This window comes from Frateuria hangzhouensis, assembly GCF_026410505.1.
Lineage (GTDB): Bacteria > Pseudomonadota > Gammaproteobacteria > Xanthomonadales > Rhodanobacteraceae > Frateuria_A > Frateuria_A hangzhouensis.
The window spans coordinates 1-16,029 of sequence record NZ_JAPMIU010000002.1 but is presented as its reverse complement, the minus strand read 5'-3'; the positions used below and the strand labels follow the sequence as shown (position 1 = coordinate 16,029).

Genomic DNA, 16,029 nt, shown 5'->3' with positions numbered 1-16,029 from the left:
CCCTACGAATCGTGCTGCGGTTGCTATGATCGACGGCTTCCTGCACCACCGAAGCACCGATCACATGCTCAGCATCGAACACCGCATTGCCCAGGACATCGCCGCCAAGCCCGACCAGGTGCGCGCGGCGGTGGCCCTGCTCGACGAGGGCGCCACCGTTCCCTTCATCGCCCGCTACCGCAAGGAGGCCACCGGCGGCCTGGACGACACCCAGTTGCGCCTGCTGGAAGAGCGCCTGCGCTACCTGCGGGAACTGGAGGATCGCCGCGGCGCGATCCTGGCCAGCATCGAGGAACAGGGCAAGCTCGGCGAAGCGCTGAAGAACGACATTCTCGCCGCCGACACCAAGGCGCGGCTGGAAGACCTCTACCTGCCCTACAAGCCCAAACGCCGCACCAAGGCGCAGATCGCCCGCGAGGCAGGCCTGGAGCCGCTGGCGACCGGCCTGCGCGAAGACCCCACGCTCACCCCCGAAACCTTCGCCGAATCGTTCGTCGACGCCGACAAGGGCGTGGCCGACGTGCGCGCGGCGCTCGATGGCGCGCGCGCGATCCTGATGGAGTCGATCGCCGAGGACGCGCACCTGGTCGGCGAACTGCGTGACTGGCTGTGGGACAAGGGCCAGATCCGCGCCAGGGTGGTCGAGGGCAAGGAGAACGAAGGCGCCAAGTTCCGCGACTATTTCGACCACGTCGAAGCGGTCGGCAAGATTCCCTCGCACCGGCTGCTGGCGCTGATGCGCGCACGCAACGAAGGCGTGATCGAACTGGAACTGCAGCCATTGCTGGACGCCGAGCAGGGCCATCACGAAGGCGAGGGCCGGGTCGCCGCGCACGCCGGCATCCATGACCGCGGCCGCCCCGCCGACGCCTGGCTGCGCGAGACCGTGCGGCTGACCTGGCGCGTGAAGCTGCACCTGCATCTGACCCTGGACCTGTTCGGCCGCGTGCGCGAAGGCGCCGAGGACGAGGCGATCCGCGTATTCGGCGACAACCTGAAAGACCTGATGCTGGCCGCGCCCGCCGGCGCCCGGACGGTGATGGGCCTGGACCCGGGCATCCGCACCGGCTGCAAGGTGGCCGTGGTCGATGCCACCGGCAAGCTGCTGGCCACCGAGACGATCTACCCGCTGGAGCCGCGGCGGCAGTGGAACGAGTCGCTGATCGCGTTGGCCAAACTGTGCAAGCAGCACGGGGTGGACCTGATCGCGATCGGCAATGGCACTGCTTCGCGCGAGACCGACAAGCTCGCCGGCGAACTGATCAAGAAACTGCCCGACGCCAAGCTATCCAAGATCGTGGTCAGCGAGGCAGGCGCGTCCGTCTACTCGGCCTCCGAAACGGCCGCCAGGGAATTCCCCGACCTCGACGTCAGCCTGCGCGGTGCCGTCTCCATCGCCCGCCGCCTGCAGGACCCGCTGGCCGAACTGGTCAAGATCGAACCCAAGGCGATCGGCGTGGGCCAGTACCAGCACGACGTCAACCAGGTGAAGCTCGCGCGCGCGCTGGACGCGCGCGTGGAGGATTGCGTCAACGCCGTCGGCGTGGACGTCAACACCGCCTCGGCCGCATTGCTCTCGCGCGTGGCCGGCCTCTCCGCCAGCGTCGCCGAGAACGTGGTCAAGCACCGCGACGCCAACGGCCCGTTCGCCAACCGCAAGGCGCTGCTCAAGGTGCCGCGGCTGGGCGACAAGGCGTTCGAGCAGTGCGCCGGCTTCCTGCGCGTGCCCAATGGCGACAACCCGCTCGATGCCAGCGCGGTGCATCCGGAAGCCTACCCGGTGGTCGAGCGGATCATCGCCCAGTGCGGTCGCGAGGTGCGCAACATCATCGGCGACACTGGCTTCCTGCGCGGCCTGAAGGTCGAGCAGTTCACCGACGAGAAATTCGGCGTGCCGACCGTGCGCGACATCCTCAAGGAGCTGGAGAAGCCCGGCCGCGATCCGCGTCCGGAATTCGTCGCCCCGAGCTTCGCCGAGGGCGTGGAAGACCTGAAGGACCTCAGGCCCGGCATGGTCCTCGAGGGCCGCGTCACCAACGTCGCCGCCTTCGGCGCCTTCGTCGACATCGGCGTGCACCAGGACGGGCTGGTGCACGTCTCGGCGCTGTCGCACACGTTCGTCAAGGACCCGCGCGACGCGGTCAAGGCCGGCGACATCGTCAAGGTCAAGGTGATGGAAGTGGACCTGCCACGCCAGCGCATCGGCCTGTCGATGCGCCTGGACGACGAGCCCGGGCAGACCCGCGGCGCGCGTCCTTCTGGCGGTGACCAGCGCCCCGGTCGCCAGCAGCGAAGCGCGCCGACACCCAAGCCCTCCGCTCCGCCCGCCAACAATGCCTTCGCCGAGGCGCTGCTTCGTGCGAAGCAGGAAAAGCGGTAACACTCGCGCCGTCACCTTCAACCGTCCGGCCACCTCCCCAACCAGGCGGGAGGTGGCCTTAACTTCCTACTTCACTCACGCCTCGGGTAGCACTGCTACCGGAGTTTCGCCTGCGTGCGCGAAGCCGCGCACCGGCGCACCCCTCCGTTGACTGCCGGCGCCGGCCTACAACCACGCGCGCCATGAAGGCAGCAAGGCCCGTCGGCCCCGCTCCTATACTCGGCACAGGCATTCATGATTCACGGAGGAACAATGGATCCCGCCCGTGCCGGACGCTCCACCCTCGCCCTTCTCCTGGCCGTCCTAACGCTTTGCGCCTGTAGCTCGTCAGTGCCGCCCGCCGATATCAGACAGAACCCTCATCCGGTAAAGCGATACACGCTAACGGTAACCGTCGAAGATGCGCCCGGACCGTTCGAGTCCATCGGCGGGACAGTCGATTACCAGGTCACCAACAGTGGTTGCGTTCCACTGCAGCCTGTCAGCGGTGCCCGACTTGCACCGCATCGGCAGATGCCGATTCGCCTGCAGGGGATCGGAGACAACACGTACGAGGGGTCGTTTTTTGCCGATCTGATGCTGGATGCGGATTACTACCAGATGGGCACATGCCACTGGGCACTGGTGGGTGTCGGAGCTCAGCTGAAAACTCGCTCAACAGGCTTCAGCTCCGCGATCTGGGCCAAAGATATTGCCGCCGGGAAAGCGGCGATCACTTACTTCCCAAAAGTTTCCTATCGTGACCCGACGGGCGGAATGTCAGGGCAACCGCTCACCACCTATGTAAGCGAACATCCCGATGCCTTCTTCCATGTCGCCCTTGCGACAAAGGAGGCCGCCCGGTGACCCTCGGATCAGCCGATTACGCCTTGCTGGACCAGGACTCCTACCGATCACGCAGCTTGCATGAATTGGTTCATATGGGCGATTTCGATTACACGATCGCAGGCTATGCGGACAACCCCCGCACCGGTTTTCAGGCTACCGCTTACGAACATATAAACCCCGACGGTAGTCACGAGCTGGTTCTCGCTTATCGTGGTACCGAAACAGGCGAGGGACGCCGGGTGGATGAGGGGCTCGACGTCTGCGTTGACGCCGGCATGGTCATGGCTGGCCTGAACGCACAGACCCCCGATGCCATGGCCTTTACCAAACGTGTCCTGGCGAAAGCAAAGCTCGAAGCGGAGCGAGGGCATTACGAATTGAACGTGACGGTCACCGGCCACTCCCTCGGCGGCACGCTGGCGCAAATGATGGCCTACGAGTACGGGCTCCGAGGCGAAACCTTCAACGCCTATGGCGCCGCCGGCCTGATGCCAGCCATACCCGAAGGTGGCCACCAGGTGATCAACCACGTTCGCGCCACCGACGTGGTCAGCGCGGCCAGCCCGCATTTCGGCGAAGTGCGTATCTATGCCACCGCGCAGGACGTCGATGCGCTGGGCCGGGCCGGTTACACGGACATCCCGCTTCTGAACATGCTGCCGTCGACACATGCGCCGTGGCTGGGCAAGGTCCAGGCCGACGCGCATGGCATCGCCAACTTCGTGCCGGACCCCGCGCGTGACGGGGAATCACTGCTCGCCCCGGCGAATGCGGCCCGCTACCGCGAGCACGCGATCATGATCCAGGCCTACCGCGGCGACATCGGCCACGCCCGCGCCGCCACGTCGCTGCTCGCCGGAGCCGCCGCCCAGCCACTCGTGAACACGCTCGCGTTCGGGCTCGGCGAGGGGCAACGGGCGGTCCGGGCCGCGCGCCACGTCGGGCATGGCATCGCCCAGGGCCTGCATGAGCTGGAACAGCGTGGCGAAGCCATCGTGGATGGCGTCGCCGGAAGGTTTGCCGCCTTTTCGGCGCGGCTGGACCGCATGCTCGCTGCCGCGGGCGCGGGTGATTGGGACCGGTTCCGCGACGATACGCAGGCTTTGGCCTCGTCCGAACGTGGACAGGCACTGCGCGCCCATGCCACCGGGATGATCGACCAGCAGTGGCAGCCGCTGGGACCGGCACCCACGCAGCCGGTCCCGGACGCCGCCGGCCCGGCCTGGGGCCGCTGACGCTTTTCGCTACGGGAAAAAGTGATGCCACCGGAAGAGCAGCTCATCGCAACGGCAGAAAAGGCCGCGATGCTGATGGAACAGTTCGAACGGCGCTGTGACCTCATCGAGCAGCGCCTCGGCCTGCTCGTGCAGCAGGTTCCGGCGGCGGTCCGGCAATCGTCCGGCGGCCTTCTGGACACCCTGCCGGACCGGCTGCTCCATGTCATGCAGGCCGGGATCGGGCGCTCGCTCGACGACCACGAGCGACGCCTGCAGGCGGCCAGCCGCGACGTCGACAGCCAGGCGCAGGCACTTGCCTTACGCATGGTGGCGCTGGAACGGCTGCACCGGCATCTGGTGTGGAAGGCGGCCGGCATCGCACTGGCCAGCCTGCTCCTGCTTCTGGCCGGCGGCGCGTGGCTCTCGCTGCATTACGCGCGGGTCATCAACCAGAACCGGCTCTCCGCGGACACACTCCAGGCTTACAACGAAGCGGACGTAAGCCTTTGCGACGGTCGGCTGTGCGCCAGCCTGGACACCAATGGCAGGCACTACGGCGACCACGGCCAGTATCGGCTGGTCAGGCGGCGCTGAACGCCCCCGGATGCCCGTCCGTGGCCGGCGACGCCGCGATGCGGCGCAGCATGCGCTTCCGTATGGCGTGCATTAACGTAACGTGCAAATAACGAGGCCATCCCGGCCCTAGGAGCGTTGCCCATGCCCCGTACCCGTCGTCTCGCCGGTGCCATCCTGGCCGGCCTGTTGTTCAGTACTGCCGCTGCCGCCACCGATTTCAGCCAGGTCGTCGTGTTCGGCGACAGCCTGAGCGATGCCGGCAACCTGTCGCTCTCGCAGGGCTCGCCGGTGCCGCTGCGCTTCACCACCAACCCGGGCACCACCACGGCCGAAAACGTGGCGACCTCGCTGGGCTTCACCCTGGCCCCGTCGGTCGCCGGCGGCACCGACTTCGCCTTCGGCGGCGCGGGCGTGGTGCGGGGCGTGGCGCCGGTGCCCACGCTGCCGCAGCAGATGGCGATGTACCTGGGCGCCAGCGGGGGCACCGCCGATCCGAACGCGCTGTACCAGGTCTGGGGCGGCGCCAACGACATCTTCTACCTGACCGGCACCAGCACCGATACGAACGTGCTGGCCGCCGGAACCGCCAACGCGGCGCTGACCGAGGTCAACATGCTCGGCCAGTTGCAGGCCGCCGGCGCGCGCTACGTGGTGGTCTACAACCTGCCCGACGTCGGCAAGACCCCGGCCAGCGCGGCGGGCGGCCCGGCGGCGCAGGCCGGCGGCACGCAGCTGTCGGTGGTCTACAACGGCGTGCTCCATGCCGGCATCGCCCAGCTGAGCGCCAACGGGCTCAACGTGATCCCGGTGAACACCTTCGCGCTGCTCAACGAAGTGATCGCCAACCCGTCCGCCTACGGCTTCGACAATGTCACCACACCGGCCTGCACCGGCAGTTCGGTGCAGTGCGGACCGGCCGGCGCGGGCCTGCCGTTCTCGTATGCCGCCGGCACCGACCAGACCTACCTGTTCGCCGACGGCGTGCATCCGACCACCGCGGCCCACGCCATGCTGGCGCAGTACGTGGTGTCCGAAATCATGGCGCCGGGCCAGATGTCGCTGCTGGGCGAGGCGCCGCTGGCGGCCACCGCCGCGCAGTACCGCGCGATCCGCAACGAGATGCTGGCCGATGGACAGGGCCGCGATACGCGCGTGTTCGCCAGCGTCGACTACGGCCGGCAGCGCTTCGACGCCACCGGCGGCTCGCCCAGGACCGACAGCGACAATGTCAACCTGACCCTCGGCGCCGACGTGCGCGCCAGCGAGCACGTCTCCCTGGGCGTGGCGCTTGGCCTGGGCCAGCACGACGCCGATTTCGCCGGCGGCATGGGCGGTTACAAGATGACTGACATCTCCGGCCTCGGCTACGCGACGTACCACAACGGCGGCGGCTACGTCGGCGGCTTCGCCAGCTTCGGCCAGTCCAACTTCACCGACATCAACCGTCGCATCCAGTTGGGCCAGGCGCTGCGCACCGAGGGCGGCAAGGCCGACGGCACGCACCTGGGCGGTGGCCTGGAGGGCGGCTGGTGGTTCGGTACCGATGGCCTGAAGACCGGCCCGTTCGCGCACGTCGAATGGCAGACGGTGAAGGTGGACGGGTTCACCGAAGGCAGCAGCGACAGCACCGCGATGTGGTTCGGCTCGCAGCAGCGCGATGCGCTGATCGAAACGCTGGGCTGGCGGCTGCAGGGCCAGTGGCAGGCCGGCGGCGCCATGCTGATGCCGTTCGTGGAGCTGGCATGGAACCATGACGACAAGGCCGATCCGCACGCGGTCGAGGCCGGCCTGGTCAGCATGCCGGGCAGCTTTGCACTGACCGGCTACGAGCCCGACCGCAGCTGGGCCAGCGCCGACGTGGGCCTGTCCGCACAGTTCAGCTCCAGCGTCACGGGGTGGTTCGGCTATCACGGCCGCTTCAGCGACGACAACCAGAAGGACGACAGCCTGAACCTGGGCGTCAAGATCGGCTTCTGACGCCCATCGACGCCCACGAAAAAGCCGCCCTTCCGGGCGGCTTTTTTTTGTTTGGACGTCCAGGCGGACGGACGTCCGTTGCAAGCAACCGGCTTACTTGCCCTTGCCGCCGGTGGCCAGCTTGAGGATGTCCTGCGCCTGCTGCTTGAGGCTGGCGGCCTGGTCGTCGCCGAGGCTGGCGCTGGTGTTGCCGCCGGACACGACCTGCTTGAGCACCAGGTTGCCATCCTTGTCCCAGCTGGCACGCTCGATCGAGCTGGGCTTGGCATCCTGGCTGGCCTTCTTCTGCTGCACCACGACCCACGGCTTGCCGTCCTTGTAGGCGTAGTCGGTGCTGGTAAAGCCCTTGTCGCCGTAATCGGCGCGGCCGCGGATGAACTTGACCTGGCCATCCTGGCGGAACACCTGCCAGGCACGCGAGACGTCTTTCTCCAGCTTGGTGCCGTCGCTGATCTTCATGCCGCCGATCTGCTTCTGCAGCGACTGGAACTCGGCCAGTTCCTTCTCCGCCGCGGTCTGCTCCGGCACCAGTTCGATCGACACCTGGTTGGGCGCGCCCTTGGTCAGCACCGGCGCCTGCAGCGCCATCTTGTAGTGCCGTTCGCCGTCGGTAAGCTCGGTCTTGACCACGTACAGGTCGGCCGGATTGACGTCTGCGGGGTTGAAGGTGAGCTCGAACGACTGCGGAAACTGCACCGGCGCGATGGACTTGCTGGCCAGCGGCGCGGCGCCGGCCTGGTCGGTCGAGGAGACGTCCACCAGGTTGACCACCAGCTTCGCTTCCGGCGAGACCGCGTTGTCGCCGCGCACGGTGATCGTGCCGCTGACCGAGTCGGCCTTCACCGCGGCAGCGTTGCCCTCATTGCCCTGATCGGGCGCATTGGAGCCATTGCAGCCGGCCAAGGCCAACGCAGCTACCGACATCAGCGACCAGACCATCCTGCGCATGGGGAAACCTCTAATTGAAAGAAAAGCTTGGGAAATACACGGAAACGTCCAGCGCACGGCGACACGTTTTCCGCGGGGGAAGTTCCAAGCATAGCCGAAAGGTCCATACCCACGCAAAAGTCAAGCCAGACTGATTGGCCATGCCGCCCGGCAAGCCACGATCCGTCCTCTCTGCGCCTGAATGCCGCCGATCGAAGCCCGCGGCGACGCGCTGCGCTAGGATGGCGAACGGTGGCCCGCCGGTCGGCGGGTCGCCAGCGTACCTGCAGCTATCTGGGGAGGGCCCATGAACCTCGCACCGCCTTCGCTCACCCCCGACACCGGCAATAGCTTTGCCGATCGCATCAAACTGCTGATCCAGCGCGTCGGCAGCGCCACGGAGATCGCCCGCGTGTGCGGCTTTTCCGAGGGCGTCGTACGCAGCTGGCGAGACGGCAACACCGACCCCTCGCGCGCGCGTTGTGTCACGCTGGCGCGCACTCTGGGCATCTCGCTGGTGTGGCTGGTCGCCGGGGAGGGCGCCATCCTGTCGGACGTGGATTCCGGCAGCGACGAGCAATCCAGCAGCGCGACCATCGATCCGCCGCGGCCACCCCCGGATGGCGTGGGCGGACATCTGCCGGAGGCCCGCGGCGGCATGGACGCGTCACGGCTCGCCGCCGCCATGCGGATCCTGGAATCGGAGCTGGAATTGGCCGGCCAACCGCTTGCGCTGACCGACACCACCGATCTGCTGGCCGGGCTCTACGAGGCGCTGGGGCCCGGCGGCACGCGCGTGGATACCCGCGCGATGCTCGCCTTCAACCGGCAGCTGGCCGCGCGGATCGGCCGCGCCCGCGGCGCCTGACTACAGGCGCGCGATATCGGCCACCGCGGCGAACTGCGCCTTCAACCGGGCCAGCAGCGCGAGGCGGTTGGCGCGTACGCGCGCATCCTCGGCATTGACCAGCACGCCCTCGAAGAAGGCGTCCACCGGTGGCTGCAACTGGGCCAGCCGTGTCAGGACGGCGGTGTAGTCGCCGGCGGCGCGCGGCGCGGCGGTGTCGGCCAGCGCGGCATCCAGCGCGTTGGCGAGCTCATGCTCGGCGGGGGACTCGAAACAGCCCGCATCGACGGTGCCGGCGGGTGCCGTGCCGGTCTCCTCCTCGGCCTTGCGCAGGATGTTGGCCACGCGCTTGTTGGCCGCGGCCAGGCTGGCCGCCTCCGGGCGCCGGCCGAACTCGGCCACCGCACGCAGGCGGCGATCGAGGTCGGGCAGCGTGACCGGCGCGACCGCGAGCACCGCCTCGAACTGTTCGCTGGTGAAGCCCAGTTCGGCGTAGTAGCCGCGCAGACGGTCGAACACGAAGTCGACCAGCTCGGGCAGCAAGGCGGCGCGGCGCGCACCGGCATCGAGCACCGGTGGCTTGCCGTCCTTGCCCGGCTTGAGCCCGGCGGCGAGCGCGGCGTCGGGCAGCAGTTCCAGTGCTTCGGCGAAGCTGGCGCGCAGGTCCAGTTCCAGCCTGGCCTCGACCAGCGTGCGCGCCAGGCCCAGCGCCGCGCGACGCAGCGCGAACGGATCCTTGTTGCCGCTGGGCTTCATGCCGACGGCGAAGATGCCCGCCAGGGTGTCCAGTCGTTCGGCCACGGCAAGCACCTGGCCCACCTCGTCGGCGGCGATGGCGTCGCCGGCAAAGCGCGGCTGGTAGTAGCTGTCCAGCGCCTGTGCGACCGCGTCGCCCTCGCCCTGATGCCGCGCGTAGTAGCGGCCCATCACGCCCTGCAGTTCGGGGAACTCGCCGACCATGCGGGTGAGCAGGTCGCATTTGCTCAGGGACGCGGCACGGGTGGTCGCGCCGGCATCGACGCCGATGCGCGCGGCGATCACACGCGCCAGTTCCGCCACGCGCACGCTCTTGTCCCACAGGCTGCCCAGGGCCTGCTGATAGGTGACGTTTTTCAGCGCCTCCTGGTAGCCGGCCAGCGGGGTCTTCAGGTCCTCGTCCCAGAAGAACTTGGCGTCGGCGAAGCGCGGGCGGATCACCCGCTCGTAACCCTTGCGGATCTCGGCCGGGTCTTTCGATTCGATGTTGGCAATGCCGATGAAATGTTCGCTGAGCTTGCCGTATGCATCGAACACCGGCACGAATTTCTGGTTGGTCTCCATGGTGGTGACCAGCGCCTCCGGCGGTACTGCCAGGAACGCCGATTCGAAGGTGCAGGCGATCGCCGTCGGCCACTCGGTGAGATTGGCGATCTCGTCGAGCAGCACGCCGTCCAGTCGCGGCACGCCACCGGTTTCCCCGGCCACCCGGGCCACCTCGTCCTGCACGCGTTGCCGCCGCTCGACCGGGTCGGCCAGCACCTTGGCCGCGCGCAGCGCATCGAGCCAGCTGTCGGCGTCGGTCACGTGTACCGGGTTGGGATGCATGAAGCGATGGCCGCGCGACTTGCGCCCGCTCGCAAGGCCGAGCACGCGCCCATCGACGATGTCCGCGCCATGCAGCATCAGTAGCCAGTGCACCGGGCGCACGAAAGCGTAGTCGTGATCGGACCAGCGCATCGGGCGCGGGATTGGCAGGCCCTTGAGCGCCTCCTCGACAATTTCCGGCAACAAGGCGGCCAGGCTCTGGCCCGGCTTGACCGCGCGGAACACGAACCAGGCGCCCTTGTCGGTCTCTAGTTTCTCCAGCTGCGCCACGTCCACGCCGCAGGACTGCGCGAAGCCGAGCAGCGCGCGCGAAGGCTGCCCCTGCGCGTCCAGCGCGGCATTGATCGCGGGGCCGCGGCGCTCGATGTGCTGCTCGGGCTGCATGGCGGCCACCGCCGGCACCAGCACGGCCAACCGGCGCGGCGTGCAATAGGCCCGTGCTTCATCCAGCCCGGCGTCGATGCCGCGCTTGCTCATGCCCTGGACGATGCCGTCCAGGAACGCCTGCGACAGCTCGTCGAGCGCCTTGGGTGGCAGCTCCTCGGTACCCAGTTCGATCAACAGTGATTTGGCGGCGCTCATGCGGCCTGCTCCTTCGATACGTTCTTCAGGCCCGGGAAGCCGAGCTTTTCGCGCTGCGCCACGTAGGCCTCGGCGACGCTGCGCGAGAGCGTGCGCACGCGCAGGATGTAGCGCTGGCGCTCGGTCACGCTGATCGCGCGGCGCGCATCGAGCAGGTTGAAGGTGTGGCTGGCCTTCATCACCTGTTCGTAGGCCGGCAATGGCAGGCCGGCGGCCACCAGCTCGGTCGCGGTGGCCTCGCACACGTCGAACCAGCGCAGCAGCTCGGCCACGTTGGCGTGCTCGAAGTTGTAGGTGCTCTGCTCGACCTCGTTCTGGTGGAACACGTCGCCGTAGGTGACGACGCCACGTGGGCCGTCAGTCCAGATCAAGTCATAAACGTTATCTACATTTTGCAGGTACATCGCCAGGCGCTCGAGGCCGTAGGTGATCTCGCCGGTCACCGGGCGGCATTCGAGGCCGCCGGCCTGCTGGAAGTAGGTGAACTGGGTGACTTCCATGCCGTTGAGCCAGACCTCCCAGCCCAGGCCCCAGGCGCCGAGCGTGGGCGATTCCCAGTTGTCCTCGACGAAGCGCAGGTCGTGCACCAGCGGATCCAGGCCCAGCTCCTTGAGCGAACCGATGTACAGCTCCAGGATGTTTTCCGGGTTGGGCTTCATCACCACCTGGTACTGGTAGTAGTGCTGCAGGCGGTTGGGGTTTTCGCCGTAGCGGCCGTCGGTGGGACGGCGCGAGGGCTGCACGTAGGCTGCGGCCCAGGGTTCCGGGCCGAGCGAACGCAGGAACGTGGCGGGGTGGAAGGTGCCGGCGCCGACCTCGGTGTCCAGCGGCTGCAGCAGCACGCAGCCCTGCGCCCCCCAGTAGCGGTTGAGGGTCTGGATCACGTCCTGGAAAGTGCGCGCTGGCATGGCGATTGGCCCAACTACAAAGCGCGTTAGTATAGCCAAAGCCCGCGCCCGCACTGGTCCGGCGCAGGGTCGCACGCAGCTCGGGGGAACCGTCCGGATGGCCGCATCACCGCAAATCGCATCCCTGCTTGGCCGCCGCGGCCGACTTGGACTGGATGACATGCTGGCCGCGCTGGTGGTCGATGGTTACGTCTCGACCGAGGACGCCAGGAACGTGCGCATGGGTGCGCGCGCCGGCCGCAGCACGGTGGAACTGCATCCGCTGGTGCTGATCGCCAACGCCAAGTTGCCCAACCAGCGCGAGCCGGGCCGGCCGCTGAGCCTGGAAGGGCTGACCGAATGGTTGGCCGGACAGGCGGCACTGCCGTACCTCAAGATCGACCCGATGAAGATCAACGTGGCGGCGGTGACCCAGGTGGTCAGCCACGCCTACGCCAAGCGCCATCGCATCCTGCCGGTCGCGGCCACGCCCGGCGAAGTCACCTTCGCCAGCTGCGAACCCTTCGATGCGGAATGGGCGGCCGACCTGGCACAGATGCTGCGCCGCGACGTGCACCGGGTGGTTTCCAGTCCGCTGGACATCAATCGCTACCTGGCCGAGTTCTACGGCGTGCAGCGCTCGATCCAGCTGGCGCAGGACGCCAAGGCGGCCGGTTACGACAACTCCGCCGCGATCCTCAACTTCGAACAGCTGGTGGAGCTGGGCAAGACCGGCGAGGTCGGTGCCGACGACCGGCACGTCGTGCACATCGTCGACTGGCTGCTGCAGTACGCCTTCGAGCAGCGCGCCTCGGACATCCACCTGGAGCCGCGCCGCGAGGCCGGGCAGATGCGCTTCCGCATCGATGGCGTGATGCACAAGGTCTTCGAGCTGCCCTCACCGGTGATGACCGCGGTCACCGCGCGCATCAAGATCCTGGCGCGCATGGACGTGGCCGAGAAGCGCCGTCCGCAGGATGGCCGCATCAAGACCCGCTCTGCGGCCGGGCGAGAAGTGGAGCTGCGCATCTCGACCATGCCCACCGCCTTCGGCGAGAAGGTGGTGATGCGCATCTTCGATCCGGACGTGGTGGCCAAGGATTTCGGCCAGCTCGGGTTCTCTGCGGAGGAAGGCGGCATCTGGCGCTCGATGGTGGAGCGCCCGCACGGCATCGTGCTGGTGACCGGCCCGACCGGATCGGGCAAGACCACCACGCTGTACTCCACGCTCAAGCACCTGGCGCGGCCGGAACTCAACGTGTGCACGGTGGAAGACCCGATCGAGATGGTCAGCCCCGAGCTCAACCAGATGCAGGTGCAGGCATCCATCGACCTGGATTTCGCCGCCGGCGTACGCACGCTGCTGCGACAGGACCCGGACATCATCATGATCGGCGAGATCCGCGACCTGGAAACCGCGCAGATGGCGGTGCAGGCTTCGCTGACCGGTCACCTGGTGTTGTCCACCCTGCATACCAACGATGCACCCAGCGCGGTGACCCGCCTGCTCGATCTGGGCGTGCCGCACTACCTGATCCAGTCCACTCTGACCGGCGTGGTGGCGCAACGCCTGGTGCGCACCTTGTGCCCGCACTGCAAGCGCGAGGCGGCGCAGGATCCGCACGCGTGGACGGCGCTGACCCACGGCTGGTCGCTGCCGCTGCCGGAGAAGGTGTTCGAACCGGTCGGCTGCCTGGAATGCCGCAACACCGGCTTCATGGGACGCACCGGCGTGTACGAGATGTTCAGGCTGAGTCCCCGTCTGCGCGGCCTGATCTCGGCCCAGCTCGACCTGGCACGGCTGGGCGAGGCGGCCTTGGCCGAGGGCATGCAGCCGCTGCGCATTTCGGCAGCGACGCAGGTGGCCAAGGGCTTGACCACGGTGCAGGAAGTCCTCACCGTATTGCCACCCATCGAACACGAAAGCCAGTCCTAGGCTTCGCCATCCAGGCGTCCGCATGAAACCCGTCCTGATCATCCGCACCGGCCGCGCGCCGGATTCGATCCGCGCGCGCCATGGCGATTTCCCGCACTGGTTCCGGCTGTGCGCGGCACTGTCGCCCGTGCGCGTGCGCATCGTCGACGTGGCTTCCGGAGAAGCCCTGCCGGACCCGGGGGAGGTCGCCGGGGCGCTGATCACCGGCTCGGCCGCGATGGTCACCGAGCGCGCCGCCTGGAGCGAACGCACGGCCGGCTGGATCCGCCACGCGATGGATGCGCAACTGCCGCTGTTCGGCGTGTGCTATGGCCACCAACTGATGGCCCACGCGCTGGGTGGCCGGGTGGACTACCTGCCTGGCGGCCGCGAGATCGGCACGCAGTCGATTGGACTGACCACCGCGGCGGCCGACGATCCGCTGACGTCGACATTGCCGGCCAGCTTCCGCGCCCACACCACCCACGAGCAGAGCGTGCTGGAACCGCCGGCTGGCGCGACGGTGCTCGCAGGCTCGGCGCGCGACCCGCACCACCTGCTGCGCTATGGACCGAATGCGTTGAGCGTGCAGTTCCATCCCGAGTTCAACGCGGACGTGATGCGCGCCTATATCCGGCGCAGGCGCGAGGCGATCCAGCGCGAAGGCAGCGATCCGATGCAGCTCTGGCGCGAGGTCGCGGCTACGCCGATCGCGCGGCGGCTCATGCGCGGTTTCGGACAGCGCCACGGGTTGAGTGCCGGCTGAGCCTCGCGCCAATCGGTTCCCACGCAGCGGCCAACCTGCCATATAGCTGGGGCTGTCAGCCGCGCAGCTTGCGCCGCCGGCCGTCCATTCCTTTCCAACGTGGGCGCCCACGCCTGCAGACGACGCTCAACGCGGTTTGGACGGCATCGGGAACGGGGTAACTTTCTGGCCATCGCTGGCGTCGCGAATGACCAGTGCGCCTTTGCGCTCGACTTCCTCGATGCGGACGATGGAGGGCATCGGCAGATGCAGCACGCGCGTATCGGCGAATTCCTCGCGCAGGCGCTCCTCCGTGGGATCGACCAGCAACCCTGCGCCGGCCGGCTCGAACACCAGCTCGCTCACCTCCGTGAAACCCCACAACGAACTGGTATCCACGTGCCGCGCATACAGCTCGTAGCACTTGCCCAGGTGAAGGAAGGTGACCTTGTAGAGTTTCCTGGCTCGCATATGGCCGCCTAACCGCGCAGCCGGCGCGCGATGGCGTCACGCGAGAACAGCGCGAACGCCATGCCGAACAGGAAGCCCGCGATGTGCGTCCACCACACCACCGCGCCATAGCTGGGTCCCGCATAGCTGAAAAGCAGCTGCAGCAGCACCCAGATGCCGATCAGCAGGTAGGCCGGCACGCGCACGAATTCCAGGAACAGGCCCAGCGGCAACACCAGGCCCAACCGCGCACGCGGGAACAACGCCGCATAGGCACCCAGCACGGCCGATACGGCGCCGCTGCAGCCGATGATCGGAAGCCGTACGCCGGCCAGCGTCAGGGCACCGACCAGGTTGGCCACGATGCCGCCTGCGACGAACAGCGAAAGGAACCGCGCCGAGCCCAGTGTCCGCTCCGCCGGCAGGCCGAAGATCACCAGGAACAGCAGATTGCTCAACAGGTGGATCCAGGCCACATGAATGAACAGGGCCGTGAACAGGCGCACCAGCGCCGGATCCGCCAGCTGCCGCCAGAACGCTTCGTGGGTATCGAAGATATTCGCCGGGATCGTGCCCCATTCGAGCAGAAACGAAATCCGCTGCGGCGGCAACATCAGCGCCAGCGCCACGAAACAGGCCACACAGACAACCACCAGCAGCAACGTCGCCCACTGTGTGGTGGTGCGCCGCCGGGTTTCGACGTGGACGAACAAGCGGCCTCTCCCTCAGCGCGATGGCGTATCCCTTCACATCATAGAGGCATGGGTACGATTGGGAGCGGACCGGGACCACAAACGCTGGGCGGTGATCGCCGGTCGCCCGGGGCGCGCGTCAGATTCAAGTTGGCGGGCATCGCGGCGCCTTCGCCTCGCCGTTCCGATGAGAACGCGCAGGCCCACCTCCGCCATAGCCCATGTAGAGGCGTCCTGGGCGCAACCGCGATGCTGGCCGTTCCCCGGCTAACCACTGCCCGCGTGGTGGCGCCCAGGGGCGCTCCTCCAAGGGCTTTGCGCGAGTCTGTTCTTCGCGAGGAGGACTTTTGTACCAAGCGCCGGTGCTGACGATGTCGTTGCCGCCGCGAGGGCACGCACGGCGCAAAAGAAAAACCCTCTCC

The 16,029-nt window shown here is 67.8% G+C and carries 13 protein-coding genes; 8 read left to right on the top strand and 5 right to left on the bottom strand.

Annotated elements, in window-relative coordinates; all coding sequences use genetic code 11:
• Nucleotides 1–64: 64 nt before the first annotated feature.
• The 5 genes from OSC30_RS01995 (at nucleotide 65) to OSC30_RS01970 (ending at nucleotide 6,978) form a co-directional block, all read left to right on the top strand.
• Nucleotides 65–2,380, top strand: a complete 2,316-nt coding sequence (locus OSC30_RS01995) for a Tex family protein (RefSeq protein ID WP_267170155.1) — start codon at nucleotides 65–67, stop codon at nucleotides 2,378–2,380.
• A 252-nt stretch (nucleotides 2,381–2,632) separates the two neighbouring features.
• Nucleotides 2,633–3,226: a hypothetical protein gene (locus tag OSC30_RS01990; RefSeq protein WP_267170154.1), complete on the top strand. Its 594-nt coding sequence runs from the start codon at nucleotides 2,633–2,635 to the stop codon at nucleotides 3,224–3,226.
• Nucleotides 3,223–4,443 (top strand): Tle-like phospholipase domain-containing protein, encoded by a 1,221-nt coding sequence (locus OSC30_RS16870; RefSeq protein WP_323374185.1) that lies wholly within the window; start codon nucleotides 3,223–3,225, stop codon nucleotides 4,441–4,443. Before OSC30_RS01990 ends, OSC30_RS16870 begins: the two co-directional genes overlap by 4 nt.
• Before the next feature lie 24 nt (nucleotides 4,444–4,467).
• Complete coding sequence (locus tag OSC30_RS01975) at nucleotides 4,468–5,019, top strand: relaxation protein (RefSeq protein WP_267170153.1); 552 nt, start codon at nucleotides 4,468–4,470, stop codon at nucleotides 5,017–5,019.
• 123 nt (nucleotides 5,020–5,142) lie between these two features.
• Complete coding sequence (locus OSC30_RS01970; protein WP_267170152.1) at nucleotides 5,143–6,978, top strand: autotransporter domain-containing protein; 1,836 nt, start codon at nucleotides 5,143–5,145, stop codon at nucleotides 6,976–6,978.
• 93 nt (nucleotides 6,979–7,071) lie between these two features.
• Here the strand turns inward: OSC30_RS01970 and OSC30_RS01965 are convergent, their stop codons facing one another.
• Nucleotides 7,072–7,926 (bottom strand): YbaY family lipoprotein, encoded by an 855-nt coding sequence (locus tag OSC30_RS01965; RefSeq protein WP_267170151.1) that lies wholly within the window; start codon nucleotides 7,924–7,926, stop codon nucleotides 7,072–7,074.
• A 286-nt stretch (nucleotides 7,927–8,212) separates the two neighbouring features.
• On the opposite strand from OSC30_RS01965, the gene OSC30_RS01960 reads away from it, so the two are divergent.
• Nucleotides 8,213–8,773: a helix-turn-helix domain-containing protein gene (locus OSC30_RS01960; RefSeq protein ID WP_267170150.1), complete on the top strand. Its 561-nt coding sequence runs from the start codon at nucleotides 8,213–8,215 to the stop codon at nucleotides 8,771–8,773.
• Here the strand turns inward: OSC30_RS01960 and glyS are convergent, their stop codons facing one another.
• Together glyS and glyQ are read right to left on the bottom strand one after the other, a co-directional pair.
• Nucleotides 8,774–10,918, bottom strand: coding sequence for a glycine--tRNA ligase subunit beta (gene glyS, locus OSC30_RS01955; protein WP_267170149.1), 2,145 nt, complete (start codon nucleotides 10,916–10,918; stop codon nucleotides 8,774–8,776).
• A complete protein-coding gene (gene glyQ, locus OSC30_RS01950) occupies nucleotides 10,915–11,826 on the bottom strand; it encodes a glycine--tRNA ligase subunit alpha (protein ID WP_267170148.1) in 912 nt (303 codons plus the stop codon). The genes glyS and glyQ overlap by 4 nt, the downstream gene beginning before the upstream one ends.
• A 97-nt stretch (nucleotides 11,827–11,923) precedes the next feature.
• On the opposite strand from glyQ, the gene tfpB reads away from it, so the two are divergent.
• A complete protein-coding gene (gene tfpB, locus OSC30_RS01945) occupies nucleotides 11,924–13,741 on the top strand; it encodes a type IV pilus assembly ATPase TfpB (RefSeq protein ID WP_267170147.1) in 1,818 nt (605 codons plus the stop codon).
• A 22-nt stretch (nucleotides 13,742–13,763) separates the two neighbouring features.
• A complete protein-coding gene (locus tag OSC30_RS01940) occupies nucleotides 13,764–14,486 on the top strand; it encodes a glutamine amidotransferase (protein ID WP_267170146.1) in 723 nt (240 codons plus the stop codon).
• A 126-nt stretch (nucleotides 14,487–14,612) separates the two neighbouring features.
• Here the strand turns inward: OSC30_RS01940 and OSC30_RS01935 are convergent, their stop codons facing one another.
• Nucleotides 14,613–14,936: a DUF1820 family protein gene (locus OSC30_RS01935; RefSeq protein ID WP_267170145.1), complete on the bottom strand. Its 324-nt coding sequence runs from the start codon at nucleotides 14,934–14,936 to the stop codon at nucleotides 14,613–14,615.
• A gap of 8 nt (nucleotides 14,937–14,944) precedes the next feature.
• A complete protein-coding gene (locus OSC30_RS01930; RefSeq protein WP_267170144.1) occupies nucleotides 14,945–15,628 on the bottom strand; it encodes a rhomboid family intramembrane serine protease in 684 nt (227 codons plus the stop codon).
• Nucleotides 15,629–16,029: the final 401 nt, after the last annotated feature.